The sequence below is a fragment of the Isoptericola sp. NPDC057391 genome (assembly GCF_042668085.1).
GTDB lineage: Bacteria > Actinomycetota > Actinomycetes > Actinomycetales > Cellulomonadaceae > Isoptericola.
The window spans coordinates 1-25,142 of sequence record NZ_JBHVBO010000038.1; the positions used below are offsets into that span (position 1 = coordinate 1).

The window sequence follows — 25,142 nt, forward strand, 5'->3', positions numbered from 1 at the left end:
GGCGCCCGGGGTGGGGGGCCCGATGGGCGGAGTGAGCCCCGCCAACACCGCCCCAAGATCCCACCCACAGCGGCCTGGTGGTGCGTCGGGGTCAGCCGTAGAAGGCCGCCGGGTGCGGCCCGGTGCGGCCGTCGCGCTCCAGCCCGTCGATGGCGGCGAGCTCGGCGTCGGTGAGGTCGAACCCGAAGACGTCGAGGTTCGCGGCGATCCGTGCGGGCGTCACCGACTTGGGGATGACGACGCGGCCCTGCTGCAGGTGCCAGCGCAGCACCACCTGCGCGGGCGAGACGCCGTGCGCCCGCGCGGCGTCGACGACGGGCGCGTCGCCCAGCACGGCGCCCTGCGCCAGCGGGCTCCACGCCTCGGTGACCGCGCCGTGGCGGGCGTTCGCCGTGACGGTCTCGCGGTTCTGCAGCGCCGGGTGCAGCTCCACCTGGTTCACGACCGGGGTGCTGCCGCCGAGCGCGGCGACGCGGTCGAGGTGCTCGGGCAGGAAGTTGGACACGCCGATCGAGGTCGCGAGGCCGGCGTCGCGCAGGTCCTCCAGGCCCTGCCAGGCGTCGAGGTAGTCGTCGGTGGCGGGGGTCGGCCAGTGGATGAGGTACAGGTCCACGTGGTCGAGCCCGAGCTTCTCGAGGCTCCCCTCGAGCCCCTCGCGGGCGGCCGCACGGCCCAGCCTGTCCACCCACAGCTTGGTGGTGACGAACAGCTCGTCGCGCGCGACGCCCGACTCGGCCAGCGCGCGGCCGACGCCGCGCTCGTTGCCGTAGACGGCGGCCGTGTCGATGCTGCGGTAGCCCGCCTCGAGCGCGGCGCTCACCGCCGCCGTGGTCTCGTCGTCGGGCACCTGGAAGACGCCGAAGCCGAGCTGGGGCATGGCGTTGCCGTCGGCGAGGGGGACGGTGGGGACGTTCGCGGTCATGGGTGGTCCTTCCGATGGTGCGGTACTGAGGTTCTGGGGTGGGTCAGGCGGCGGCCGACGCGAGCTGACGCTCGGCGTCGCGGGGCGGGGCGAGCTCGCCGCCGCGGGTGCGGACGGCGACCAGCAGGACGCCGAGCCCGGCGACGGTGACGGCCGCGCCGACCCACAGAGGCGAGGCGTAGCCCGCGCCGGCGGCGAGGGCGAGGCCGGCGGCCCAGGCGCCGAACGCGTTGCCGACGTTGAACGCGGCGATGTTGGCACCGGAGCCGAGCGTGGGCGCGGCGTCCGTGTAACGCATGATGCGGGTCTGCAGCGCGGGCACGGTCGCGAAGCCGAAGCCGCCCATGAGCAGCAGGCCGACGACGGTCGCGGCCTTGCTCTGCGCGGTGAGGGCGAAGAGCACGAGGACGACGGCCAGCACCGCGATGACGGTGACGAGCGCCTTGACGAGGTTCCGGTCGGCGGCGCGACCGCCCAGCACGTTGCCCGTGACGGTGCCGACGCCGAAGACGACGAGCAGCCACGGGACGGCGGCGCTGCTGAAGCCGCTGACGCCGGTGAGCGTGAACGCGATGTAGCTGAAGGCGCCGAACATGCCGCCGTAGCCGAGCACGGTGACCGCCATCGAGAGCCAGACCTGGCGGCCGCGGAAGATACGGAACTCGGACAGCACGGAACCGGCGGAGCGGTGCTCGGTGCGCGGCACGAGCACCGCGATGCCGACCAGGCCCAGCACGCCCACGGCGGTGACGGCCCAGAACGTGGCACGCCAGCCCGCCGCCTGGCCGAGGAACGTGCCGAGCGGCACCCCGGCGACGTTCGCGACGGTGAGCCCGGCGAACATGATCGAGATGGCCGCCGCGCGGCGGTTCGCGGGCACGAGGTCGGCCGCGACGACAGCGCCGATCCCGAAGAACGCGCCGTGGCACAGCGCCGCGATCACCCGGCCGACCATCGTCATGCCGTAGGTGGGGGCGACGGCGCACAGCAGGTTGCCGACGATGAACAGGACCATCAGCAGCAGGAGCGCCCGCTTGCGCGGCATGCGGGACAGCGCCGCCGTCATGGCGATGGCTCCGACGGCGACGGACAGGGCGTAGCCGGAGATGAGGTAGCCGGCCACCGGCTCGGTGACGCCGAAGTCGGCGGCCACCTCCGGCAGCAGGCCCATGATGACGAACTCGGTGAGTCCGATGCCGAAGCCCCCGAGGGCGAGGGCGTACAGCGCGGCAGGCATCGAGGCCTCCAGGGTCGGGAAACGGGAACGTTGCGCACGCAGTAGTTGCAGGCGCAACGTTCTAGATAGTTGCACGCGCGCTCTATCGGCGCAAGGCGCTATGCTGTGATCCGGACGACGGGCCGCCACGGGCCTGATGACGAGGCCCGGCGACGAGGCCTGCGAGGAGGCGCTGACATGGGAATCGCCGACGACGCCGTCGAGATCCGCGCGCGCGGCTGGCGCACGCTCGCCGCGCTGCACGGGCTGATCGAGACGGACCTGGAGCGCGCGCTGCAGAAGGAGCACCAGCTCTCCGTCGTGGAGTTCACCGTGCTCGACGCCCTGAGCCGCCAGGACGGCTGGCACATGCGCATGCAGCAGCTCGCGCGCGCCGCCGCGCTGTCCAGCAGCGCCACCACCCGTCTCGTCACCCGCCTCGAGGACCGCGGCCTGCTCACGCGCATCCTGTGCGCCGACGACCGCCGCGGCATCTACACCGAGCTCACGCCCGCCGGCCGCAAGCTCCTGGAGAAGGCCCGGCCCACGCACGACCGCGCCCTCGAGGACGCTCTCACGCGCGCCGAGGACATCCCCGAGATCGCCCCGCTCGCGGCGTCGCTGCACGAGGTGGCGGCGGTCTGACGGCTCCGGGTCAGCCGGCGACCTCCGCGCCCCGCGGAATCCCCGCCGTGGCGAGCAGGTCCTCGTGCAGCTCCATCCACACCCCGTGGACGGACGCCGCGCCGAGCCCGGCCACCCGCGCGCCGTCGCCGCTGCGCGCCGCCGTCAGGGCGTCGTCGAGCCGCGCGTCGTAGCCGGCGAACCGGGCGAGCTCGCCCGCGAGAGCGGCGAGCACCGGTCGCACGGCGTCGACGACGTCGGCGAGCTCGTCGAGCACGCGCCCGTCCCACGACGCGTCCCGGTGGTCGTTGACGTCGAGCCGGCCGCCGTCGCCGGGGCGGAGCTGCCAGTCGGTGCAGGCCTTCAGCAGCCGCGCGTTCAGCGGGCCGAACGCGGCGACCGCCTCGCGCACGACGGCGACGGCGCGGCCGGTCGGGTCGGCGCCCAGCTCTCCGGCGAGGCGGCGCTCGTCCTCCGCCCGCCCGCGCTCGGTGAGGGACCAGCCACCGGTCCCGGCGAACTCCGCCCACGTGACGTGGCCGAACGCCTCCAGGTCGAGCAGGTGCTCCCGCGCCGCCTCGAGGGAGACTCCCGACCGCTCGGCGACGGCGGCGTCGTCCGCCGTGCCGCGCACCCGCACGGCGTGCAGCACGAGCAGCTCGGGCTCGGACGCGCGGCTCACGACGCCTCCCCCGCCCCGGCCGACCGCGCGACGAGCCGGTCGAGCCGCTGCTGCACGGCCTGGGGCGACCCGAGCCCCAGCGCGCCCGCCATCCGACCCCACGTGTGCCCGGCGGCGCGGGCGGAGAAGAGCGCGCCGGTCTCGAGCTGCTCCGCCTCCGCGCGCGCCGCGGGGACGAGCGCGAGGGCCGCGAGCGCCCCGGCGGCGTCCTGCTCGGGGGTGAGCTCTCCCCGCGCGGACCGCCACAGGTAGTGGCGCACGAGGTCGGTCGCGGACGGCGGCACCGACGCCGGCTGCCACGGCCGCGGCGCGAGCGCGTCGGCGCCCAGGTCGAGCAGCACGCGGCGGGCGCGCGCCTCGTCGTCGGCGGCGGCACGGTCGGCTGCATGGTCGGCGGCATGGTCGTCGTCAGGCGGCTTGCGGTCCATCCCGCGACCGTGCACCATCAACAGATGGTTGTCAACACTTTGTTGAAGGGTGCCGCATGACCGTCCGGCTCGACGACGCCTCGCCGGCGCACGGCGGCAAGGCCGCCGCCCTGGGGGCGCTGCGACGCGCGGGCCTGCCCGTCCCGGACGGGTTCGTCGTGCCCGCCGCCGTCGCGCCCCGTGACCTGCCGGGCGCCGTCGCCGCCGGGTCCCGCGACCTCGCCCGGCGCGCCGGCGGGCCCGCCGACGCCCCCGTGGCGGTGCGGTCGTCGGCGACGGACGAGGACGGCGCGCACGCGTCGGCGGCCGGGCAGTACGACACGGTGCTCGGCGCGACCGGCACGGACCGCGTCGTCGCGGCGGTCGCGGCCTGTCGCGCGTCGGCGGCGGGCCCGCGCGCCACGGCCTACCGGGCGGCGACGGCCGGCGCCGCACCCGGCACCCCCGGCCCCGGAGGCCTCGCCGTCGTCGTGCAGCGCCTGGTCGACGCGCGCACGGCGGGCGTCCTGTTCGCGGGCGACGGGCGCGTCGTCGTCGAGGCGTCGTGGGGGCTGGGCGAGAGCGTGGTGCAGGGCGCCGTCGACCCCGACCGCTGGACCGTCGCCGACGGCCGCGTCGTCGAGCGCCGCACGGGGAGCAAGCGCACCCGCGTCGACCGCTCCCCCGGCGGCACGACCACCCGCGCCGTCCCCCCGTCCGACGCCGGGCGCCCCAGCCTCGACGACGACACGGTGCTGCGCCTCGCCGCGCTCGGACGACGGGTCGCGGACGTGCGCGGCGGCCCGCAGGACGTCGAGTGGGCGGTGGACGACGCCGGCACGATCTGGCTGCTGCAGGCCCGCCCGGTCACGGCCGCCCTCCCGGAGCCCGCGGGCCACGGCGAATCCGCGGGGGTGCTGCGGGGGACGGGCGCGAGCGGCGGGCGGGCGAGCGGGCCGGCGCGGGTGGTGCGCGGCCCGGACGACTTCGCCTCCGTCCGGCCCGGCGACGTGCTCGTGTGCCGCGAGACGGACCCCGCGTGGACGCCGCTGTTCGGCGTCGTCGCCGCCGTCGTCACGGAGACGGGCGGGCTGCTGTCGCACGCGGCGATCGTCGCGCGCGAGCTGCGGCTGCCCGCCGTGCTCGGCGTCCCCGCCGCGACCGACGTCCTGCGCCACGCGGGCACGGTCGCGGTCGACGGCGACGCGGGCACGGTCGCGCCCGCCTGACCTGGGGACGGGCTGGACGTCCCGTGGACGGCGCCGCCTCGTCGTGGAAGCATCCGCCCATGACGACGACGGCGCCCCCGCTCGGCCCGCCCGCGGGACGGGGGCGGCCCGTCGAGCACGCGCTCGACCCGGTCACGAAGGACCGGCCTCCGGCCGTGTGGGGGTTGCGCGTGCTGGCGACGCTGCTCGACTCCGCCCTCGTCGCGTCGGTGGCCTCTCTCGCGACGGGAGCCACGCCGAGCCTCGCCGCACTCCCCGGCCTGGGCGAGCCCGGCGGGCCCGGCGGGCCCGGTGGCCCGGCCTGGACGGCGGGCACCCTGCTGGTGCTCGGGATCCTCCAGGCGTACACCGGCATGACGCCGGGCAAGCGGGTGGCGCATGTCGCGGTGGTCGACGACCGCAGCGGCCGGCCGATCGGGCTGCCCGGCACCGTGCTGCGCTGGTTCGCGCACGTGCTCGACGCGATCCTGCTGATCGGCTACCTGCGCTCCGCGTTCCGGAAGGACGGTCGCACCTTCGCCGACTCGCTGCTCGGCACGGTCGCGGTGCGCACGACGACTCCCGAGCCGCATCCCCTCGTCGCACGGCTCCGCACGACCCGCGACACGCGTGCGCCGTGGCTGCGCTGGCCACGCCGCGTCACCGCCGTCGCCGCCCTCGTGCTCTGCGCGGCGGCTGCCACGATGAGCATCACCGCGAGCAGCGGCGGCGGGCAGCAGATGTCCGAGCAGCAGACGTCGTGCACGAGCACCGGTGACTTCGCCGCGACGGCGACGATCGGCAGCGCCCGGTCCTTCGACATGGACTCCCGGCTCGGCATCACCCGCGTCGACATCACGCGCTGGCAGGTCGCGGTGGCGTGGTCCACCGGCCTCGGCGTCGACTCGAGCGACAACCCGGAGGCCGGCGACCTCGCCGCCCGCCTCACCGTGACCTCGCCGGACGGGAGGGCACTCTCCTGGGCCGAGTCCCCGGGCGCGTCCGGCCTCGACGAGGCGGGCGTCGGGTTCGACGACGCCGCCGACGGCGCGTGGTTCTCGCTCGCCGACGAGGTCGCGTCCGTCGTGGTCACCGTGCCCGAGGAGCCCGCGGGCTGGACGGCGCACGCGGAGCTGCTGGACGACGGTGCGATCGTGGCCGGGTGCTCCGCTCCGGTCCCGGCCATCGAGACGGACCCCGCGGACCTCTGGTGACCGGGCGTCAGAACCGGAACGTCGTCTGCCCGTGCGGCGACTTGGCGAACGCGAGCACCTTGGCGGGCACGACGCGGTAGACCGGCGCGCGCTGGCCGTGCGGGTCGAAGGACTCGTCGTCGTTCTCGAAGTCCCAGGCGTCGCCGTACTTGGCGCGGAACCCGTCGGCGAGGCCTCGTAGCTCGGGCCCGCCGGTGACGCGCACGACGACGCCCTCCACGACGGCGTCGAGGCCGGCATCCCACCCCGGCGACGCGATCGTCACCGCCACGTGCGGGCTGTGCGCCAGGTTGCGGGCCTTCTGCTCGTCCGGGCCGGTGCAGAAGACGAAGCCGTCGTCGGCCCACAGCCCGACGAGCGGCGTGACGTGCGGGCGGCCGTCCGCCCGCACGGTGACGAGGTGGTAGCCGGTGGCGGCCGTGAGCGCGGCCTCCACCTCGGCCCACGGGGTGGGCGCGGTGGCCTCGCTGAAGCGGGGGTCGAGCGTTCCGGTGCGTGTCATGACAGGGAAGACCCGCCGGACCGACGGAACTCGTCGGCCAGGCGTGGACAGCCTGTCAACCTGTCGTATAGGTTCCCGGAGGCCCCTGACGGGTCGGAGCACCTACCGAGGAGGACGTCAGTGTCGACGTTGGACGACAAGCCCACCACCCAGGCCCCGCACGACCCGTACGTGCGGGACGCGAGCACGGTCCAGGAACCTCCGCGGTCCTTCGCCGGCCGGCTGCGCTTCCTGGGGCCGGGCATGATCACGTCCGCGGCGGTGGTCGGGTCGGGCGAGCTCCTCACCGCGACGGCCCTCGGTGCCGAGGTGGGCTTCATGCTGCTCTGGCTCGTCTTCGTGTCCACGATCGTCAAGGTGTGGGTGCAGGTCGAGCTCGGCCGGTGGTCGATCTCGACGGGCCGCGTCGCGGTCGACGGCTACGACTCGATCCCTCCACGCATCGGCCGCCGGGGCTGGATGTCCTGGCTGGTGCTGCTGATGTTCCTGCAGTTCCTCACGAGCCAGGCAGGAGTGATCAGCGCCTCCGCCTTCGCCTTCTCCTCCCTGCTGCCCATCGGTGGCGAGCCGTACAGCCTGCTGTCGATCGGCACGTGGGTGGCGATCCTCGTGGTGATCGCGATCGCCGTCCACCTGGCGAACCGGTACTCGATCGTCGAGAACGTCTCCACCGCGCTCGTCTTCCTGGTGACCCTCTTCGCCATCGTCATGGTGTTCCTCATCCAGGGCACGGAGTTCGCGTGGGGCACCGCCGACGTCGCCGACGGCTTCCGCTTCCAGGTCGCCGTCGGATCGATGGGCATTGCCCTGTCGATGTTCGGGCTCACCGGCGTCGGCGCCGGCGAGATCACGGCCTACACGTACTGGTGCGTCGAGAAGGGGTACGCGGCGTGGACGGGCCCCGACGACGGCACGGACGGCTGGGTCCGACGCGCTCGGGGCTGGATCTCCGTGATGAAGCTCGACGCCTGGGTCTCGTGGGTGGTCTACACGGTCTCGACCGCCGCCTTCTACGTGCTCGGCGCGACCGTGCTGCACGACCAGGGGATCGTCCCCGAGGGCACCGACGTGATGGTGACGCTGTCGTCCATCTTCGGGACCGGCATCGGGCAGTGGGGCGCCACGGTGTTCCTCGTGGGAGCCGGCCTGGCACTCTTCAAGACCATCCTCGCCAACGTGCCGAGCCTCGGGCGCCAGGTCGCCAACACCCTCGCGATCTTCGGCGCGTTCAGCTGGTCCGACCGCGCGGCCCGCGACCGATGGATGCGCGGCATCATGATCGTGCTGCCGATCGTCTGGGGCCTCTTCGGCACGATCGTCTCGTCGCCGCTGCCCCTGGTGATCATCGCCGGCATCCTCAACGCCGTCTTCCTCATCGGCGTGGCGATCAGCACCGTCTACCTCTCCCGCACCGACACCGACCCCCGCGTGCGCGACGGACGGGCGACGACGCTCATGCTCGGCGTGTCCGCCGTCGCCATCGTGGCAGTCGGGGTGCTGGGCCTCGTGAACACCTTCTGACCGCGACCGGAGGACCCCTGCAGGTGAGCGGATACGCTGACGCGGTGCCGACCGACCTGTCTCGAGACTCGCTGGCCGCCCAGGTGCACGAGGCGATCGTCGAGCACATCGACGGCGCCGGACTGCGACCGGGCGACAGCCTGCCGTCGACCGCGGCCCTCAGCGACCTGTTCAAGGTCTCCCGGCCGGTGGTTCGCGAGGCGCTCAGCTCGCTGCAGGCGATCGGGCTGATCGAGCTCTCGAACGGCCGCAACGCGGTGGTGCGCGAGCTCGACGGCCACCTCATCAAGATCTTCCTCTCCCGGGCGATCCGCGGGACGCCGCGTCCGCTGCGCACCCTGATGGAGATGCGCGCGCCCCTGGAGGTGCAGGCGGCGACCCTGGCCGCGCAGCGCGTGAGCGAGGAGGACGGGCGCGCCCTCGTCGCGTCCGTGCAGGCCATGGCCGACAAGGTCGACGACGCCCGGCTCTACGTGCAGCTGGACCTCGACCTGCACCGTCGCATCGCCGAGCTGAGCGGGAACGAGGCCCTGCTGTGGGTGTCCGAGGCGGTGAGCAACCGGGTCTTCGAGGCGATGATGCAGCTGCGCGCCCACCGCGAGGAGCTCGGAACCGTCGGCCAGGAGCGTGAGCTGCACGCCCGCATCGCCGGCGCGATCGCAGACGGCGACGCCGCGGCGGCCGCCCGCGCGATGCAGGAGCACATGGACGTCACCCAGCGCCTGGTCGAGGCCGTCGAAGGCTGACGGCGCTCGGGTACGCGTCCAGACGACGGACCGCCGGACCGACGAGTTCGTCGGCCCGGCGGTCCGGGGTCCCGCGTCGAGGCGGCTCAGCGGCTGTGCGCCGACACGTCGCCCATCGTGGTGGTCGCGCGGATGGCGACCTGGATGTCGCCGCCGCTGTTCGTGATCGCGTCGTGGATGCGGCCCAGCGTGGTGCCCGCGTCGAGCGACGCCGTGACGCCGGACGCGACGCCCACCGTGATGTCGCCGGCCTGGGTGCTCAGGTCGAGAGCACCCTGCACGGCCTCCTCCACGCGGAGGTCGCCCTTCGTGGTGCTCAGCGAGCCGGGGCCGGTGAGTCGGCCGACCGTGATGTCGCCGGCCTGCGTGGCGAGGCGCGCGCTCGCGGCCTCGTCGATCTTGACGTCGCCGTGCGCGGTCTCCAGGACGACGTCGCCCAGGCGGCCGACGCCGCGCAGCGGCGCGCTCGCGGCCGTGACCTCGACCGCGGACCCGGCGGGCAGCTGGACCGTGACCTCGACGGACCCGGAGGGGCCGAAGGCGCGGTGGCCGTCGGGGGCCGTGACGCGCAGGACGCCGTCGGCGAACTCGACGGTGGTCTGCTCGGCGGCCTTGACGTCGCGGCTCCTCGAGGCGTCGGCGGGCCGCACCTCGACCGTGGTGTCGGACCGGTCGGCGGCGACGAACGTGAGGCTCCCGGCCGGGACGTCGACGACGGCGGAGACGGGGGCGGGGGTGGCGAAGTTCTGCATCGTGCTCAGCTCCTGCGGTAGTCGGTGCGGTTGTTTCTGACACGAGAAACGCTACGTTGCGTTCGCAGGTTGGGCAAGAGCAATGTTGCATCCACTATGCGTAATCCTAGGTCAGAGTGTGCATATCGTTGCATCCGCCCTGGATATCAACGCAATCCGCCATCAGCTTCGCGTTGCATCAGGCCGGGAGTGAACGTAACGTGGGCGCGTCTCGCCCGTGCCCGACCTCAGGAGGACGCCATGCCGGGAGGCCGGCTGACCGCGCAGGAGCGCCAGCAGATCGCGCTGGGCCTCGCCGACGACCTCGCGTACGCCGAGATCGCCCGCCGGCTGGACCGGCCGACGTCCACCGTCACGCGCGAGGTGATGCGCAACGGCGGGCCAGGCGGCTACCGCGCCGACCTCGCGCAGCGCGCCGCCCAGCAGCGCGCGCACCGCCGTCGGCCCACCACGCACCGCGGCGGGCCGACCGCCGGCGGCCCGGCCTCGCCCGACGACGCCGCCCTGCGCGAGTACGAGGAGACCTTCACGACGCTGCTCATGCAGTCGGGTCTCCCCCGCATGGCGGCCGCCGTGCTCACGCGGCTGTACGTGGCCGACTCGGGCAGCCTCACCGCGGCGGAGCTGGTCGACAGGCTGCAGGTCAGCCCGGCGTCGGTGTCCAAGGCGGTCGCGCTCCTGGAGAACCTGGGGCTCGTCCGCCGCGAGCGCGGGGACGGCCGCCGCGAGCGCTACGCCGCCGACGGCGACGCCTGGTACCAGTCGATGATCGCCGCCGCGCGCTCCAACGCCGCGCTCGCCGCCACCGCCCGGCAGGGGGTCGACGTCCTGGGTCGTGACTCCCCCGCGGGCGCGCGCCTGGAGAACATGGCGCGCTTCATCGACTTCGTCGCCGACAGCATCACGCGCGCGGCCGAGCAGGCGCGCGACCTCCTGCACACGAGCCCCGCGCGCGACGCCGAGGATCCGGCGCCGCGCTGACCGGCGCCGTCAGGCCCCCGCCAGCATCGCGAGCCGGTCCCAGGAGCGGTGCAGCCCGAGCGCGTCGCGCAGCGTCGGCGCCAGCGCCGCCCCGGCGTCCGCGAGCGTGACCCCGGGCGCACCGTCCGGCACCCCCGCCGCCACCAGCACGTCCCGGCCGTCGCCGAGCGCGGCGATCGCCTTGCCGTGCCGGAACGCCTCCTGCAGCAGGACGACGGTCCGCACGTCCGTCCCGGCGGGCGTGCCCGCCGTGCCGTCGGCCACCACGACCGCGTCGTACTCGATCGACCGGGTCGTCAGCAGGGTCCGCTGCACGGTCTCGCGGGCAGACCCCGACACGACCTCCCCACCGTGCGCGGCGAGCACCCGGACGACGACGCCCTCCTCGCCGAGGGCCGACCGCAGCGCGCCCACGACGCCGAGGTCACCGCCGTCCGCCACGACCACCCCGACCACCCGGCCGTCGACGCGGCCGGGCTCGCTCGGCACCTGCGACAACGCGGGCGACGCCTCGACGCCGCCGGGCACCTCGGCCGCCGGCGCCACGAGCCCGAGGCCCGCCGCCACCCGGCGCGCCAGGTCGCCGTCGACCCGGGCGAGACTGGCGAGCATGCGCTCGCGAACCCCGTCGGAGGCGCACTTGCCGAGCTCGAAGGTGTACGCCTCGACCTCGTGCGCCTGCTCGACGGGCGTGAGCGACAGCCAGAACAGCCGCGCCTGGGTGAAGTGGTCGGTGAACGACACCGGGTTCTCCCGGACCTTCTTCCCCTCGACGGGCGTGGGGACGGTGACGAAGCCGTCCTCGGGCGACGCCACGGGCCGGTCGTCGTCGATCGCGTTCGGCTTGTAGGCGACGACGCCGGAGTGCACGGCCGTCTGGTGCATGCCGTCACGCAGCATGTCGTTGACCGGGGCGTGCGGGCGGTTGACCGGCAGCTGCGCGAAGTTCGGGCCCCCGAGCCGGGTCAGCTGCGTGTCCAGGTAGGAGAAGAGGCGCCCCTGCATCAGCGGGTCGTTGGTGACGTGGATGCCGGGCACCAGGTGGTCCACGTGGAACGCCACCTGCTCCGTCTCGGCGAAGTAGTTGGTGGGGTTGGCGTGCAGCGTCATGACGCCGACGCGCTGCACCGGGCACAGCTCCTCCGGCACGATCTTCGTGGGGTCGAGCAGGTCGATCCCCTCGAACGTCTCGTCGGGAGTATCCGGCATGACCTGCAGCCCCAGCTCCCACTGCGGGAACGCCCCGCCGTCGATCGCGTCCGCCAGGTCCCGGCGGTGGAAGTCCGGGTCGGCCCCCTGGGCGATCTGGGCCTCCTCCCACACCAGGGAGTGCACGCCCAGCACGGGCTTCCAGTGGAACTTCACCAGCGACGTCGAACCGTCGGCGGCCTGGAGGCGGAACGTGTGGACGCCGAACCCCTCCATGGTGCGGTAGCTGCGCGGGATCGCCCGGTCGGACATCGCCCACATCGCCATGTGCGTGGACTCGGTGTGCGAGGAGATGAAGTCCCAGAAGGTGTCGTGCGCGCTCTGCGCCTGCGGGATCTCCCGGTCGGGGTGCGGCTTGCCGGCATGGATGATGTCGGGGAACTTCACGGCGTCCTGGATGAAGAACACCGGGAAGTTGTTGCCCACCAGGTCGAAGACGCCCTCGTCGGTGTAGAACTTCGTCGCGAAGCCGCGCACGTCGCGCACGGTGTCGGCCGACCCGCGGGACCCGAGCACGGTCGAGAAGCGTACGAAGACCTCCGTCTCGCGGTCCGCCTCCGCGAGGAACGCCGCCCGGGTGACGCTCGCCGCGTTGCCGTACGCGCGGAACGTGCCGTGCGCGCCGGCGCCCCGGGCGTGCACCACCCGCTCCGGGATCCGCTCGTGGTCGAAGTGCGTGATCTTCTCGCGGAAGTGGTGGTCCTCCATGAGCAGCGGGCCGCGCGGGCCCGCCGTGAGCGAGTGGTCCGTGTCGTCGACGCGCAGGCCCTGCGCCGTCGTGAGCCGGTCGCCCGCCTGCGCCCGGGGGTCGGGGCCGTCGTCGTTCGAGGTGCGGTTCGCGGTCATCGGGAGTCTCCTGCGCAGGTGGGGAACACGGTCACGCCCGTGACGGGCCGGCGCTCCCCACCCTCCGGCAGGCTCCCGTTGCTCGCAGCAGCGGTGCTCGCGACGTCGCGATCCCTACTTGATCGCGCCCATCGACAGCCCGCGCACGAGCTGCTTCTGCGCGATCCAGCCGGCGAGGATCACCGGCAGCGACGCGAGCAGCGCCGCCGCGCAGAGGCGGGCGAGGAACAGGCCCTCGCTCGTCATCGTCGACACGATGAAGATCGGCACGGTCGCGGCTCGCGACGCCGTGAGGTTGAGCGCGAAGAAGAACTCGTTCCACGCGAAGATCACGCAGATGAGCGCCGTCGCGGCGATGCCCGGCGCCACCATGGGGATGAGCACCGAGCGCAGCGTCTTCATCAGCCCCGCGCCGTCGACGGCGGCGGCCTCGAGCACCTCCGCCGGGATCTCCTGGAAGAACGACCGCATCATCCACACCGCGATCGGCAGGTTCATCGCCGTGTACAGCACGACGAGCGTCCAGACGTTGTCGAGCACCTTGAGCTGCCCGGCGATGACGTAGATCGGCACGATGACGGCCACGACCGGCAGCATCTTGGTGGAGATGAAGAAGAACAGCACGTCGCTGACCTTCTCCACCGGCCGGATGGACAGCGCGTAGGCGGCCGGGATGCCCAGCAGCAGCACGAGGACGGTCGAGACGCCGGTGGCGATCGCCGAGTTCGCGACGTACGACCCGGACTCCCCGATCACGGCCCGGAACTGGTCGAGCGTCGGGCTGAAGAACCACGTGGGCGGGTCGGACGACGCCTGGTTCTCCTGCTTGAAGGCCGTCATCGCCATCCACGCCACGGGGAAGAAGAACCCGAGCGCGAGGATCCAGGTCAGGGCGGTGAGCAGGCCGCCCCCGGCGCTGCCGCGGCGGGCCGGGCGCGCGGCCGTGGTCGTTGCGGTCATGCTCACTCCTTGACGTCGAAGCTGCGGAAGATGAGCCGCAGCGCGGCGGAGGCGACGATGATCGTGGCGATGACGACGACGACGCCCATCGCGGCGGCCTGCCCGACGTCGAAGCCCAGGAAGGCGCGCTGGTAGATGTAGAACGGCAGGTTGGCGCTCGCCGTCCCGGGGCCGCCGGCGGTCATGAGGTAGATCTGGTCGAACGTGTTGACCACGTAGATGATCCCGAGCAGCACGCCCAGCTCGATGTACCGGCGCAGCTGCGGCAGCGTGATCGACGCGAAGGTGCGCCACCACCCCGCGCCGTCCATCGCGGCGGCCTCGAGCACGTCCTTCGGCTGGGCCTGCAGCCCGGCGAGCACCAGCAGCATCATGAACGGCGTCCACTGCCAGACCAGCGCCATGAGGATCGCCACGATCGGGTAGGTCGAGGTCCAGTCGACGGGGTCGATGCCGACCAGCCCGAGCGTCCAGTTGAACAGCCCGTAGGTGGGGTTGAGCATCGCCATCGACCACAGCACGGAGCTGGCCACCGGCATGATGAGGAACGGCGTGATGAGGAGCGTGCGCGCCACGCCGCGGCCGCGGAACGGCCGGTCGAGCAGGATGGCGAGCACGATGCCCAGCACCATCGCGACGAGCACGCAGCCCAGCGTGATGATCACCGAGTTGAGCGCCGTCTGGCGGAACACCGAGTCGCGCGCGATGTCGACGTAGTTGGACAGCCCGACGAAGAGGTCGGACTCGGGACGCAGGAGGTTCCGGGAGTGCAGCGAGTACCAGATCGTCACCAGGAACGGGATCTGCGTGACGACGATCGTGAAGATCAGCGCGGGCAGCAGCGGCCCGCGGCGGCGCCACCGCTCCGCGCGCGAGTACTGGTGCCTGTCCGCCCGGGCGGCACGCTGGGCCTGCGCGCGCCGCAGGTTCCCGGCCTGCGTGGTGACGGCGGTCATCGCTCGTTCTCCTCGCGATAGGTCTCGGCCACGGTCTCCGCGTACCGCTGGGACTGCTCGAGCGCGTCGTCCACGGACTTCTGGCCCGCGATCGCGGCCGACATCTGCTGGCCCACGCGGGTGCCGAGGTCCTGGAACTCCGGGATGCCGACGAACTGGATGCCCGGGTACGGCACGGGCGCCACCATCGTCTTCTCCTGGGTGGCCTCGCTCATCGCGGTGAGCGTCGCGTCGGCGTACGCCTCCGAGACCTCCGCGTACTGCGGGATCTCGTACGTGGACAGCCGGCTGCCCGGCGGCACCCGCTCCCACGACAGGCGCTCGCCGACGAGCTTGATGTAGTCCTTGTCCGTCATCCAGGAGACGAAGTCCCAGGCGGCGTCCTTGTGCTCGCTGGTGGACGGGATCGCCAGCGACCAGGAGTACAGCCAGCCCGCCGCGTCCGTCTCGCTCACCGGCGCGGGCACGTAGCCGGTCTTGCCCGCGACGGTGGACGACGCCGGGTCCTCGACCGAGGAGACCATCGACGTCGCGTCGTACCACATGGCCGCCTGGCCCTGCGCGAACCGGGTGAGGCAGTCGCCGAAGCCGGAGGTGGCGGCGCCGGGCTGCCCGTACTGCTGCACGGTGTCGACGTACGTCTCGACGGCCTCGCGCACCTCGGGCGAGTCGAGGCGGGCGTTCCAGCCCTCGTCGAACCACTGCCCGCCGTAGGTGTTCATCACGGTGGTCATCGGCGCCATCACCTCGCCCCAGCCCGCCAGGCCGCGCAGGCAGATGCCCGCGAAGTCCTCGGCCGGGTCGTGCAGCTCGGCGGCCAGCTCGCGGACGTCGTCCCAGGTGGGCCGGTCCGGCATGGTGAGGCCGGCCTGCTGGAAGAGGTCCTTGCGGTAGGCGAGGAACGACGACTCGCCGTAGAACGGCACCGAGTAGAGGTCGCCGTCCACCGACAGCGCCTCGCGCACGCTGGGCACGAAGTCGTCCGGGTCGTAGCCCTCGGTGGCGTCGGCGTACGGCTGCAGGTTCTCGATCCAGCCGTTCTCGGCCCACATCGGCGTCTCGTAGTTGGAGATCATCACGACGTCGAACTCCCCGCCGCCGGTGGCGACGGAGGCGGTGATCTTGGCGCGGGCCTCGTTCTCCGGCAGGGACACGAAGCGCACGTCGATGCCGGGGTGCTCCTTGCGGAACTCGTCCTGCAGCGAGATCGCGTCCTGCATCTGCGGGTTCGAGACGATCGCGACGACGATCTGCTCGCCGTCTCCCCCGCCGACGGCTCCCGCGCCGGCGCAGGCCGCCAGGGAGAGCCCGAGGACGGCGGCGCCGCCCGCGGCGACGAGCCTTCGGGTTCGTGGTCGGAACATCGCTGTCCTCACGTCGTCGGTTCGATCGGTCGTGTCTCGACGAGGCCCGGCGCGCACAGATGAGATGCGGCGCTGCGCTCATCTGTCTGGACAGTAGTTCGTTATGCTCAGGTGAGCAAGAGACACCCGCTCAGAGTGGCGCGGCCCCGGGTTCTCGGCAGGCTCGTCAGCACTCGTCAGCACTCGTCAGCACTCGACACCAAGGGTGGTTCCGTGACCGACGCCGATCACGCCCGGCTCCTCGTGGAGCTCAGCCGCGACTACTACCTCGACAACCGCTCCAAGGTGGACATCGCGTCCGCCCGCGGGATCTCCCGCTTCCAGGTGGCCCGGCTGCTCGCCGAGGCGCGCGAGCGCGGCGTCGTGCGGATCGAGATCGCGCCGCCCGCCAGCCTCGACGGCGACCGGGCCACCGCGCTGGCCGAGCGCCTCGGTACGCGCGACGTCGTCGTCGTGCCCTCCGCGGCCGACCCGCGGGCCACGCGCGACTCGGCCGCACGGGCCATCGCCCGCGAGCTCGCGGCCAGGATCCGCTCGGGGACGACCGTCGGGGTGTCGTGGTCGCGCACCATCGAGATCGCCGTCGGCCTGCTCGAGTCGCTGCCGCCGTGCGAGGTGGTCCAGCTGGTGGGTGCCCTCTCCGTCGCCGGCGCGGGCGACTCCCTCGCCCTGATCGAGCGGTTCCGCGGCATCCCGGGCGTGAGCACCCGTCCCGTGTGGTCGCCCATGCTCGTCGGCGACCCCGCCACGGCGGCGGGCATGCGCCGCCAGCCGGAGATCGCCGCCGCCCTGGACCGGGCCGACCACCTCGACCTCGCCGTCGTCGCGGTGGGCGCATGGTCCGCCAACGGCTCCACCGTGTACCCGCTGGTCTCGGAGGAGGACCGCCGCGCCGCCACCACGGCCGGCGCCGTCGCCGAGTGCTCCGGCCGGCTGCTCGACGCCACGGGCCGCCCGGTGACGACGCCGCTGGACGCGCGCGTCGTCGGGGTCACGGTGGACCAGCTCGCCCGCACCGCCGAGGTCATCGCCGTCGGGTACGGCGCGCACACCGCCCCGGCCCTGCGCGCCGCGGTCGCCGGGATCGGGGTGACCACCCTGGTCTGCGACGAGGCGGCGGCCGCCGCGCTCGAGCAGCTGCTGGAGCCCGCGACCGCCTGACCTCCGATTGCGGGCATCTGCGGACGCGTCGAGCCTGGTGGTGACCCTGGCGGCCACCCGCCGCAGCGCCCGAGGAGGTCCCGTGACCGACACGCACGAGCCCCGCACCGAGCCGGCTCCCGACGACCCGCGCAAGCCCGGCTCCCCGCAGGACCTCACGAAGCCGTCGTGGAAGCTGGCCTTCAAGGGCACCGTGCGGGAGTTCATGGACGACGAGTGCACCGACCTGGCCGCGGGGCTGACGTACTACGCCGTCCTGGCGGCCGCCCCCGCGCTCCTGGCCCTGGTCTCGCTGCTCGGCTTCGTCGGCGACGCCGAGGCGGCGATCGACTCGATCCTGACCACCGTGAGCGACTTCCTGCCCGAGGAGACGCTCGCGATCGTCCAACCTCTGGTCGAGAACCTGGTGGGCTCCACCGGCGCGGGGCTCGCCCTCGTCGTCGGTCTCGTCATCGCCCTGTGGTCGGCCTCCGGGTACGTGACGGCGTTCGGGCGGGCGATGAACCGGGTGTACGAGGTCGAGGAGGGGCGCCCGATCTGGAAGCTCCGCCCGCTGCTGCTCCTGGTGACGCTCGTCGTCGTGGTGCTCGCGGCGGTCATCGTGGCGAGCCTCGTGCTGTCCGGCCCGGTGGCGCGGTCCATCGGCGAGGCGATCGGCCTGGGCGACGTCGCGCTCACGGTGTGGGGCATCGCCAAGTGGCCCGTCGCGGTCCTGCTCGTCGTGGTCGTCGTCGCGCTGCTGTACCACCTCACGCCGAACGTGAAGCAGCCGAAGTTCCGCTGGATCAGCATCGGCGCGCTCGTGGCGATCGTGGTGTGGGCGATCGCCTCGACGGCGTTCGGCTTCTACGTGGCGAACTTCGGCAGCTACGGGTCCTACGGGATGCTCGGCACCGTCATCGTGTTCCTGCTGTGGCTGTGGATCACCAACCTGGCGCTCCTCTTCGGCGCGGAGCTCGACGCCGAGCTGGAGCGCAGCAGGCAGCTGCAGGGCGGGATCGCGGCGGAGGAGACCATCCAGCTCCCTCCGCGCGACACCAAGGCCAGCGACAAGAAGGCCGCCAAGCGGCGCGACGCCGTCGCCGAGGCCCGCGCGGTCCGCGAGGCCGCGGCCCGCGACCGCGGCACGGACTGAGGCAGGCTGCGCGGCGGCTCAGCCCACGACGAGCCGCTCCACCGTCGCCCGGGCGCCCAGCGTGTGCAGCGAGTCCAGCGCGGCGGTGTACGCCTCCACGAACCGCGGCTCGGTGGCCAGGTCGCCGAACAGCTCCTCGTCGCGGACGAACGCGAGCGGGTCCTCGCGGTTCCGCGCCGCGGCGGCCTGGAGCCGGTCCGCGAGGCGGTCCACGATCGCGATGGGCTCGCCCTGCTCGTCCACCGCCTCGTCGTAACGCGCCCAGGCGGCGACGACGGCCGCGGAGCGGTGCACCTCGCCGCCGGAGGCGAGGTTCGCCCGGATCACGGGGACGAGCCACTTCGGGATGCGGTCGGACGACTCGGCGCACAGTCGGGCGAGCGTGTCCCGCACGTGCGGGTTGGCGAACCGCTCGATCAGCGTGGCCTGGTACTCCTCGAGGTCCACGCCGGGCACGGGCAGCAGCGTCGGGGCGCCCTCGCGCGCCATGTAGTCGCGCAGGAACCGCACGAACGTCTCGTCCGTGCAGACCTCGTGGGCGTACCGGTACCCGGCCAGGTAGCCCAGGTAGCACAGGGCCTGGTGGCTGGCGTTGAGCAGGCGCAGCTTCATCAGCTCGTACGGCTCGACCTCGTCGACGAGCTGGGCGCCGACCTCCTCGTACGGCGGCCGGCCGTCGGCGAACCGGTCCTCGACCACCCACTGCGTGAACGGCTCCGCCACGACCGGCCACGCGTCGTCGACCCCGAACCGCTCGGCCACCATGGCGCGGTCGTCGTCCGTGGTGACGGGCGTGATGCGGTCGACCATCGAGTTGGGGAACGGGACGTGCTCTTCGATCCACGCCGCGAGCTCCGGGTCCTTGAGGCGGGCGAACGCGGTGAACATCCGGTGCGCGACGTCACCGTTGCCCTGGATGTTGTCGCAGCTCTGCACGGTGAACGGCGGGACGCCGCGGTCCCGCCGACGGCGCAGCGCCTCCGTGACCAGCCCGAACGTGGTGGCGGGCGCCGCGCCCGGCTCGAGGTCCGCCCGCACGGCCGGGTCCTCGGCGTCGAACTCCCCCGTCACCGGGTTGACGTTGTACCCGCCCTCGGTGACGGTCAACGACACGATGCGGATCTCGGGCGACGCCATCTTCTCCACGGCCGCCTCGGGGTCGTCGGGCGCGAGCAGGAACTCCACGATCGAGCCGATCACCCGGCCCTCGAGCGTGCCGTCCGGGTGCTTGAGCACCAGCGTGTACAGGCCGTCCTGCGAGGTGAGCGCGTCGCGCATGCGGGCGTCGTGGGGCAGCACCCCGACGCCGCAGATCGCCCAGTCGAGCGCCTGCCCGGCGTTCATCAGCCGGTCCAGGTACATGGCCTGGTGGGCACGGTGGAACCCGCCGACGCCGAGGTGCACGATGCCGGCGCGCAGCCGGCTGCGGTCGTACTGCGGGACAGCCAGGTCGTCGCTCGCGAGCGACTCCACGGTCTCAGCGCTGAGTGCGGTCATGGGTGCGTCCTTGCTCCGTCGGGTGCGGGAAGGACCAACGTAGCAAACGAGCAGCGTGGACGGCACAGATGAGCGAGGTCACGGACTCACGTTCCCGTCCGGGCGTCGACCGTCCGGGAGTCGACCATCCGCGCGCCGGTGATCTCGCAGGCCAGCCCGCGCCGGTCGCGGGTGGCGACGACGCCGACCAGGGCGGCGAGCGCCACGCCGTTCTGCAGGGCACCGGCCCAGGCGTTCGACGCGTCGCCGGGCGGCACCGCCTCCACGACCCCCAGCGCCCCGTACAGGCCGAGCAGGAGGTAGCCGCGGGCGAGGCGGCGACCGAGCGACCCTCGGCGCAGCACGCCCGCGCCGTCGGGCCAGCGCGGCTCGAGCCACACCGCCCGCTGGCCCAGGGACGCACCCGAGCCGACCCACGGTGGCAGGAGGAAGACGACGACCGCCGGCACCACGGTCCCCAGCAGCACGTCGACCCACGTGACGGTGGTGGGCACCCCCTGCCCGGTGACGAGCATCGCCACCCGGTAGGCGAGCTGCAGCGCCACCCCCAGCGCGTACGCGGCGAGCAGGTCGGTGACCATGCCCAGGAACCGGCGCCAGAAGGTGACGGGCCGCGGCTCCAGGCGCGCGGCGGCGAGCTCGCGCGCCTGCGGCATCCAGCGCAGCACCACCGGCGCGACGAGCGCGCCGAGCAGGCCGCCGAGCGTGTTGGTGAGGACGTCGTCGACGTCCGCCACGCGGTAGGAGCACGGGATCAGCCCGAGGACGCCGGAGTACTGCACCGTCTCGATCGCGACGGACGCGACCAGCGCGCTCAGGGTGGACGCGGCCACGCCCCACCCCAGGTACCGCCGCGCCAGCACGCCCCACGGCACGAAGAGCAGCACGTTGAACGCCACCTGCAGGACGGCGGCGCTGCGGAGCGTGGCGAGGAGCCCGAGCCCGGCCGTGTCCCGGCGGATGTCGTCCAGGGAGTGCAGGGGCACCAGCTCCGCGCCGGCCACGCCGTGCGCGGCGCACCACTCGGTCAGGTCCCCCGACGGCAGCGGCAGCAGCGTGTACGCGAGCAGCGTCACGACGTACACCGCGAGTGCCGCCGCGCCGAGCACCCGCCGCGCGTCGAGCCGCCCGTACCGCCGCTGCTGCACCAGCAGCACGGGGACCAGCACCCCGAGGAAGACCAGCACCCCGAGGCCGGCGCCCACCGCGGCCGGCCATGTCCATCGATCGATCACGCCGCCGACCGTATGCGGCTACGGCTGGGTCAGCGCGCCCAGGTCCGCGAGTGTGCCGTCGAACACGTTCATGTCGATGTGCTCCTCCTCGCCGTCGTAGCCGGGGAGCGTGTCACGGTCCGAGTACTGCCAGAACTCCCAGTCGCGGCGCGGCAGGTCAGGGCTGGAGGCGACGGACCGGATCCACAGGGGGTACCGGTCGTAGTCGTCGCCCAGGTAGTCCGCGCGGACCTGCTGCGTCGTGTAGAGGATCGGCGGCACGCCGTAGTGCTCCTCGAGCGCGTCGAGCATCGGGTCGAGGATGCCCCGCAGCTCGTCGACCGTCGGCGGGTCGGCGGCGAACTCGCCGTAGTACTCGACGTCGACGACGGGCGGCAGGGTGCCGCTCTCGGCGGGCACGACGTCGATCATGTGCGCCGCCTGGTCCGCGCCGGGGCTCTCGAAGGAGAGGAAGTGGTACGCGCCGACGAGCAGGTCGGTGCCGCGGGCGCCCTCCCAGTTGGCCTCGAACCGCTCGTCCTCGTGGCTGGAGCCCTCGGTGGCCTTGACGAACGCGAAGTCCAGGTCCTGCGCCGCCAGCACGGGCCAGTCGATCTCGCCCTGGTAGGCGGACACGTCGACGCCCCGCACCTCGAACTTCGCCGCCGTGAGGCGGTTGGGCCACAGCACCCCGTTCCACACCAGCAGCGCCAGGACGGCCAGCAGCACGACGACGGCCCCGGCGGCGACCAAGCCCGTTCTCAGCCGGCGCCTGCCGGTTCCCGCGTCGCTCACCCGCTGATCCTCCCGGATCGTCGTCGTGCCCGGCCAGCAAGTTCGCCCGCCGGACGCGCGGCGGAGGCCAGCCCACGGGATGATGCGTCCAGCCGAGGGGGGACGCCGTGCCTGAATCCACCAGTGACTCGGCGGCACCGACCGGTGCCGCACCGACAGCGGCGCGCGTGCTCCGGGCGGCGCGCAGGCTCCCGTTCACGCTCGGCGTCGTCGTGGCGATGCTCGTACTCGGTGTGGTCACCGGCGCGCTCTGGTCGCCGTTCGAGGACCACCCGTGGTTCGAGGTCGTCGCGTTCGGCGCCCCGGCGTTCGCCGACGGACGGTGGTGGACGCCCGTCACGGGCTCGCTGTTCGCCCTCGAACCGTGGGAGTACGTGGCCGTCGCCGGGGTCTTCCTGCTGCTCGTCGGCTGGACGGAGCACCGCCTCGGGAGCCGGCGCGCCGTCGTCGCGGCCGTCACCTGCCAGCTCGTCGGCGTGGTCGCGACGGCGGGGGGCCTCGCCCTCCTCGCCCGTACGGGCTGGGACTGGGCGGAACGCCTGGCCCAGGTGCTCGACGTCGGCTTCAGCGCAGGGGTCGTCGGCGCGGTCACCGTGACGGCGCTGAGCCTGGCGCCGCCGTGGCGGTTCCGGCTGAGCGCGCTCGTCGCGATCTACGTGCTCCTCGCCCTCGTGGCCTGGGGCGGGATCGCGGACGTCGAGCACGTGGTCGGCTGGGTGGCCGGGCTCGTCGTCGCGCGCCCGGTGCTGGGACCGCGGCTGGGCCCTCGCACCCGCGCGGGTCGGGTGCAACGGGACCGGGCGACGGCGGCCGGGTACTTCGCGATCTCGGCCCTGCTCGTGGTGCTCACGAGCTTCGCGGCCGGTCCCACGTCCGGGCCGCTCGGCACCACCACCGGCGACGACTGGCCCACCGGCATCATCGCCGTGACGGTCGACCTGGTGCTGGCCGTGGGACTGCTGCGCGGCCGGCGGGCCTGGTGGCGGGTCGCGGTGGTGCTCACCGTGCTCGGGGTCGTCTCGGAGGCAGTCCTCGTGGCGGCCGCCGCAGCCGTCGAGCAGGGCGAGCTGCCGCTGTACGTGCTCATGCTGCTGCTCGACGCCGGCGCACTGGCACTGCTCGTCGTGCGCCGGTCGTCGTTCCGCGCCCGGCGGAAGGCACGCCCGCCGGAGGCGGCCCACCTCGACCAGGACGACGCACGGGCCACGCTCCGGCGGCTGGGGGCGGGGCAACGACTGGCCTGGATGACCACCTGGGACGGCAACCACCGCTGGGTGCCCGACGACCAGGACGGGTACGTCGCCTACCAGGCGCACGCCGGCGTCGCCGTCGTGCTCACCGACCCGGTGGGCGACGGCCCCGACGGCCGCGCGGAGCTGGTGGACGCCTTCGTCGGGGCGGCGTCGGCGGCGGGCGCCGGGTCGTGCTTCTTCTCCGCGAGCGAGGAGGTCGCCTCGATCGCGCGGGCGCGCGGGTGGACCCTCGTCCCCGTGGCCCAGGAGGCCGTGATCGACCTGCCGGGCCTCGAGTTCCGGGGCAAGAAGTGGCAGGACGTGCGGACCGCGCTCAACCAGGCCGCGAAGCAGAGCGTGGGGCACCGGCTGGTGCGGCTGGCCGAGGAACCACCCGAGGTCCTCGCGCAGGTGCAGGCCATCTCCGAGGCGTGGCTCGGCGACAGCGACCTCCCGGAGATGGCCTTCACGCTGGGCGGGGTCCGCGAGGCCCTCGACCCGGAGGTGCGCGTGGGCCTCGCCGTCGACCACGACGGCCGGGTGCACGGCGTGACGAGCTGGTTGCCGGTGCACGCTCCGGGTGGCCGGGTCGTGGGATGGACGCTCGACGTCATGCGGCGCGCACCCGACTCGTTCCGCTACACGATGGAGCTGCTCATCGCGTCCGCGCTCTCGGAGTTCCGCGACGAGGGCGCCCTGGAGGCCTCGCTGTCCGGGAGCCCGCTGGCGCACGGCGACGAGCGCTCCCCCGGTGGCCTCGACGCGGTGCTCGACCGTCTCGCGGCACGGCTCGAGCCGCTCTACGGGTTCGAGTCCCTGCACCGCTTCAAGATGAAGTTCCAGCCGCGGAACGTCCCGCTCTACCTCGTGGTCACCGAGCCCGCGACCCTCCCTCTGGTGGGACTCGCCCTCGTGCGGTGCTACCTGCCCGACGTGCACGCGCGCCAGCTGGTCGCGGCGGCCCGCTCGTCCCGCCGTTGACGCCTCGATGCGAGGAACACGAAGAACACGGGCAGCAGCGACACGATCGACATCGCGAACATGGCTCCCCCAGTTGCTGCCCCCCGGCGAGTCGACGACGAGCCGCAGCGCGACGGGCACGGCCATCCTGTCGGTGTCGGTGAGGTAGACGAGTGCGCTGAAGAACTGGTTCCAGGTGCCGATGAACGTGAAGACCGCCGCGTCCCGCCGGAGAAGCGCATCCGCGCGAACCAGACCACCATCCACAGGAGCGGGTAGATCGTCACGGCGCCCGTGACGCTCCGGGAACACCAGACGCCGCTTGCGCGTTATGTCACAAGATTCACCCGCACCATGAGGAGCACTCTTGCGACGCATCCCCCGAAAGGTCGAGGTCGAGCACGAGCCGGGGAAGTTCACCCGATACCTCCGGCACGACAACGGCGAGGGCTTCGTCTCGCCGCACGCGAGCGTCCACCCCGACGCCACCATCAGGCCCGGCGCGTACGTCGAGGCCGGCGCCCGTGTGGGCGCGCACGCCAAGGTCGGCCGGTTCAGCTGGGTCGACGTCGACGCCGTCGTCGGGCGCGGCGCCCGCGTGGACGAGAACGTGCACGTCGGCGTCCGCGGCGTCGTCGGTGACGACGCCCGGGTCGGCTCCGGCACCCGCCTCGGCACCGACAGCCGCGTCCCGTCCGGCGTCGTCGTGCCGCCCGACGCGATCGTGCCGGACGGCGGGACGGCGCACGGTGAACGCCGCCGGAAGGACTTCGGCACGGCGGCCTGACCTGCGCCCGACGCCTCCCGCGACACCTCCCACGGCACCCACCGACGTCCCGCCGGCCGACCTCGCCCGGCCCCGGCGGGACGTTGCTATGGTGGCCGGTTCATCGTCCCGTCTGGAGGCGAGTGGAGGTGAACTCCCGTGGCCAAGAACTCGAAGAAGCAGCCGTCGCTCACCCTCAAGGAGAAGCGCGCGCAGAAGCGCGAGAGAACTGCCGAGACCACCGTCAAGGCACGTAAGCGATAGTCCTTCGC

23 protein-coding genes and 1 pseudogene are annotated in these 25,142 nt (G+C 73.4%); 10 read left to right on the top strand and 14 right to left on the bottom strand.

Annotated features, from left to right (window positions below; genetic code table 11):
- Window positions 1-91: 91 nt before the first annotated feature.
- Both ACFUVW_RS07625 and ACFUVW_RS07630 read right to left on the bottom strand, forming a co-directional pair.
- Window positions 92-922: an aldo/keto reductase gene (locus ACFUVW_RS07625; protein WP_430570726.1), complete on the bottom strand. Its 831-nt coding sequence runs from the start codon at window positions 920-922 to the stop codon at window positions 92-94.
- A 43-nt stretch (window positions 923-965) separates the two neighbouring features.
- A complete protein-coding gene (locus ACFUVW_RS07630; RefSeq protein WP_430570727.1) occupies window positions 966-2,159 on the bottom strand; it encodes an MFS transporter in 1,194 nt (397 codons plus the stop codon).
- A gap of 177 nt (window positions 2,160-2,336) precedes the next feature.
- On the opposite strand from ACFUVW_RS07630, the gene ACFUVW_RS07635 reads away from it, so the two are divergent.
- Entirely contained in the window at window positions 2,337-2,783 is a 447-nt protein-coding gene (locus ACFUVW_RS07635; RefSeq protein ID WP_430570728.1) for a MarR family winged helix-turn-helix transcriptional regulator, read from the top strand.
- A 10-nt stretch (window positions 2,784-2,793) separates the two neighbouring features.
- Here ACFUVW_RS07635 and ACFUVW_RS07640 read toward each other — a convergent pair whose 3' ends face one another.
- Window positions 2,794-3,444, bottom strand: coding sequence for a transcriptional regulator (locus ACFUVW_RS07640; RefSeq protein WP_430570729.1), 651 nt, complete (start codon window positions 3,442-3,444; stop codon window positions 2,794-2,796).
- Window positions 3,441-3,872: a DNA-binding protein gene (locus ACFUVW_RS07645; RefSeq protein ID WP_430570730.1), complete on the bottom strand. Its 432-nt coding sequence runs from the start codon at window positions 3,870-3,872 to the stop codon at window positions 3,441-3,443. The genes ACFUVW_RS07640 and ACFUVW_RS07645 overlap by 4 nt, the downstream gene beginning before the upstream one ends.
- Before the next feature lie 56 nt (window positions 3,873-3,928).
- Between ACFUVW_RS07645 and ACFUVW_RS07650 the strand changes: the two genes are divergently transcribed.
- Both ACFUVW_RS07650 and ACFUVW_RS07655 read left to right on the top strand, forming a co-directional pair.
- Window positions 3,929-5,080 carry a PEP/pyruvate-binding domain-containing protein gene (locus ACFUVW_RS07650; protein WP_430570731.1) on the top strand — a complete coding sequence of 384 codons (1,152 nt, stop codon included), beginning with the start codon at window positions 3,929-3,931 and terminating at the stop codon, window positions 5,078-5,080.
- 59 nt (window positions 5,081-5,139) lie between these two features.
- The gene (locus tag ACFUVW_RS07655; protein ID WP_430570732.1) at window positions 5,140-6,273 is read left to right on the top strand and encodes an RDD family protein; all 1,134 of its coding nucleotides are present in this window, start codon (window positions 5,140-5,142) and stop codon (window positions 6,271-6,273) included.
- A 7-nt stretch (window positions 6,274-6,280) separates the two neighbouring features.
- On the opposite strand, the gene ACFUVW_RS07660 is transcribed toward ACFUVW_RS07655, so the two are convergent.
- Entirely contained in the window at window positions 6,281-6,775 is a 495-nt protein-coding gene (locus tag ACFUVW_RS07660; protein WP_430570733.1) for a pyridoxamine 5'-phosphate oxidase family protein, read from the bottom strand.
- 120 nt (window positions 6,776-6,895) lie between these two features.
- On the opposite strand from ACFUVW_RS07660, the gene ACFUVW_RS07665 reads away from it, so the two are divergent.
- Window positions 6,896-8,296: an Nramp family divalent metal transporter gene (locus tag ACFUVW_RS07665; RefSeq protein WP_430570734.1), complete on the top strand. Its 1,401-nt coding sequence runs from the start codon at window positions 6,896-6,898 to the stop codon at window positions 8,294-8,296.
- A 44-nt stretch (window positions 8,297-8,340) separates the two neighbouring features.
- Entirely contained in the window at window positions 8,341-9,042 is a 702-nt protein-coding gene (locus tag ACFUVW_RS07670; protein WP_430570735.1) for a FadR/GntR family transcriptional regulator, read from the top strand.
- 86 nt (window positions 9,043-9,128) lie between these two features.
- On the opposite strand, the gene ACFUVW_RS07675 is transcribed toward ACFUVW_RS07670, so the two are convergent.
- Window positions 9,129-9,794 (bottom strand): DUF4097 family beta strand repeat-containing protein, encoded by a 666-nt coding sequence (locus ACFUVW_RS07675; RefSeq protein WP_430570736.1) that lies wholly within the window; start codon window positions 9,792-9,794, stop codon window positions 9,129-9,131.
- A gap of 240 nt (window positions 9,795-10,034) precedes the next feature.
- On the opposite strand from ACFUVW_RS07675, the gene ACFUVW_RS07680 reads away from it, so the two are divergent.
- Window positions 10,035-10,775: a MarR family transcriptional regulator gene (locus ACFUVW_RS07680; protein ID WP_430570737.1), complete on the top strand. Its 741-nt coding sequence runs from the start codon at window positions 10,035-10,037 to the stop codon at window positions 10,773-10,775.
- Window positions 10,776-10,784: 9 nt separating this feature from the next.
- Here the strand turns inward: ACFUVW_RS07680 and ACFUVW_RS07685 are convergent, their stop codons facing one another.
- The 4 genes from ACFUVW_RS07685 to ACFUVW_RS07700 all read right to left on the bottom strand — a co-directional run bounded on the left by ACFUVW_RS07685 (window position 10,785) and on the right by ACFUVW_RS07700 (window position 16,110).
- Complete coding sequence (locus ACFUVW_RS07685; protein WP_430570738.1) at window positions 10,785-12,830, bottom strand: catalase; 2,046 nt, start codon at window positions 12,828-12,830, stop codon at window positions 10,785-10,787.
- A 114-nt stretch (window positions 12,831-12,944) separates the two neighbouring features.
- Entirely contained in the window at window positions 12,945-13,790 is an 846-nt protein-coding gene (locus ACFUVW_RS07690; RefSeq protein WP_430570739.1) for a carbohydrate ABC transporter permease, read from the bottom strand.
- 2 nt (window positions 13,791-13,792) lie between these two features.
- Complete coding sequence (locus ACFUVW_RS07695; protein ID WP_430570740.1) at window positions 13,793-14,746, bottom strand: carbohydrate ABC transporter permease; 954 nt, start codon at window positions 14,744-14,746, stop codon at window positions 13,793-13,795.
- Window positions 14,743-16,110 carry an ABC transporter substrate-binding protein gene (locus ACFUVW_RS07700; RefSeq protein WP_430570741.1) on the bottom strand — a complete coding sequence of 456 codons (1,368 nt, stop codon included), beginning with the start codon at window positions 16,108-16,110 and terminating at the stop codon, window positions 14,743-14,745. Before ACFUVW_RS07700 ends, ACFUVW_RS07695 begins: the two co-directional genes overlap by 4 nt.
- Window positions 16,111-16,323: 213 nt before the next feature.
- Here ACFUVW_RS07700 and ACFUVW_RS07705 point away from each other — a divergent pair, with 213 nt between their 5' ends.
- Window positions 16,324-17,271 carry a sugar-binding transcriptional regulator gene (locus tag ACFUVW_RS07705; RefSeq protein ID WP_430570742.1) on the top strand — a complete coding sequence of 316 codons (948 nt, stop codon included), beginning with the start codon at window positions 16,324-16,326 and terminating at the stop codon, window positions 17,269-17,271.
- A gap of 82 nt (window positions 17,272-17,353) precedes the next feature.
- Entirely contained in the window at window positions 17,354-18,406 is a 1,053-nt protein-coding gene (locus ACFUVW_RS07710; protein WP_430570743.1) for a YihY/virulence factor BrkB family protein, read from the top strand.
- 18 nt (window positions 18,407-18,424) lie between these two features.
- Here ACFUVW_RS07710 and ACFUVW_RS07715 read toward each other — a convergent pair whose 3' ends face one another.
- From ACFUVW_RS07715 to ACFUVW_RS07725, 3 genes are all read right to left on the bottom strand, one after another.
- Window positions 18,425-19,903 carry a mannitol dehydrogenase family protein gene (locus tag ACFUVW_RS07715; protein ID WP_430570744.1) on the bottom strand — a complete coding sequence of 493 codons (1,479 nt, stop codon included), beginning with the start codon at window positions 19,901-19,903 and terminating at the stop codon, window positions 18,425-18,427.
- A gap of 86 nt (window positions 19,904-19,989) precedes the next feature.
- On the bottom strand, window positions 19,990-21,138 hold the full coding sequence (locus ACFUVW_RS07720; protein ID WP_430570745.1) for a VanZ family protein: 1,149 nt from the start codon (window positions 21,136-21,138) through the stop codon (window positions 19,990-19,992).
- Between the two features lie 18 nt (window positions 21,139-21,156).
- Window positions 21,157-21,912, bottom strand: a complete 756-nt coding sequence (locus ACFUVW_RS07725) for a GH25 family lysozyme (RefSeq protein WP_430570746.1) — start codon at window positions 21,910-21,912, stop codon at window positions 21,157-21,159.
- Between the two features lie 107 nt (window positions 21,913-22,019).
- Between ACFUVW_RS07725 and ACFUVW_RS07730 the strand changes: the two genes are divergently transcribed.
- The gene (locus tag ACFUVW_RS07730; protein WP_430570747.1) at window positions 22,020-24,125 is read left to right on the top strand and encodes a bifunctional lysylphosphatidylglycerol flippase/synthetase MprF; all 2,106 of its coding nucleotides are present in this window, start codon (window positions 22,020-22,022) and stop codon (window positions 24,123-24,125) included.
- On the opposite strand, the pseudogene ACFUVW_RS07735 reads toward ACFUVW_RS07730, so the two are convergent.
- A pseudogene (locus ACFUVW_RS07735) lies at window positions 24,065-24,320 on the bottom strand (hypothetical protein); the annotation flags it as partial. The gene ACFUVW_RS07730 and the pseudogene ACFUVW_RS07735 overlap by 61 nt on opposite strands.
- Before the next feature lie 151 nt (window positions 24,321-24,471).
- On the opposite strand from ACFUVW_RS07735, the gene ACFUVW_RS07740 reads away from it, so the two are divergent.
- A complete protein-coding gene (locus ACFUVW_RS07740; protein WP_430570748.1) occupies window positions 24,472-24,891 on the top strand; it encodes a transferase in 420 nt (139 codons plus the stop codon).
- Window positions 24,892-25,142: the final 251 nt, after the last annotated feature.

Excerpts from the sequence above, each read along its gene's own strand:
- ACFUVW_RS07630 (WP_430570727.1), bottom strand. The coding sequence starts at position 2,159 with ATGCCTGCCGCGCTGTACGCCCTCGCCCTCGGGGGCTTCGGCATCGGA.
- ACFUVW_RS07690 (WP_430570739.1), bottom strand. The coding sequence starts at position 13,790 with ATGACCGCAACGACCACGGCCGCGCGCCCGGCCCGCCGCGGCAGCGCC.
- ACFUVW_RS07660 (WP_430570733.1), bottom strand. The coding sequence starts at position 6,775 with ATGACACGCACCGGAACGCTCGACCCCCGCTTCAGCGAGGCCACCGCG.
- ACFUVW_RS07685 (WP_430570738.1), bottom strand. The coding sequence starts at position 12,830 with ATGACCGCGAACCGCACCTCGAACGACGACGGCCCCGACCCCCGGGCG.
- ACFUVW_RS07645 (WP_430570730.1), bottom strand. The coding sequence starts at position 3,872 with ATGGACCGCAAGCCGCCTGACGACGACCATGCCGCCGACCATGCAGCC.
- ACFUVW_RS07625 (WP_430570726.1), bottom strand. The coding sequence starts at position 922 with ATGACCGCGAACGTCCCCACCGTCCCCCTCGCCGACGGCAACGCCATG.
- ACFUVW_RS07655 (WP_430570732.1), top strand. The coding sequence starts at position 5,140 with ATGACGACGACGGCGCCCCCGCTCGGCCCGCCCGCGGGACGGGGGCGG.
- ACFUVW_RS07700 (WP_430570741.1), bottom strand. The coding sequence starts at position 16,110 with ATGTTCCGACCACGAACCCGAAGGCTCGTCGCCGCGGGCGGCGCCGCC.
- ACFUVW_RS07680 (WP_430570737.1), top strand. The coding sequence starts at position 10,035 with ATGCCGGGAGGCCGGCTGACCGCGCAGGAGCGCCAGCAGATCGCGCTG.
- ACFUVW_RS07635 (WP_430570728.1), top strand. The coding sequence starts at position 2,337 with ATGGGAATCGCCGACGACGCCGTCGAGATCCGCGCGCGCGGCTGGCGC.
- ACFUVW_RS07715 (WP_430570744.1), bottom strand. The coding sequence starts at position 19,903 with ATGACCGCACTCAGCGCTGAGACCGTGGAGTCGCTCGCGAGCGACGAC.
- ACFUVW_RS07675 (WP_430570736.1), bottom strand. The coding sequence starts at position 9,794 with ATGCAGAACTTCGCCACCCCCGCCCCCGTCTCCGCCGTCGTCGACGTC.
- ACFUVW_RS07695 (WP_430570740.1), bottom strand. The coding sequence starts at position 14,746 with ATGACCGCCGTCACCACGCAGGCCGGGAACCTGCGGCGCGCGCAGGCC.
- ACFUVW_RS07650 (WP_430570731.1), top strand. The coding sequence starts at position 3,929 with ATGACCGTCCGGCTCGACGACGCCTCGCCGGCGCACGGCGGCAAGGCC.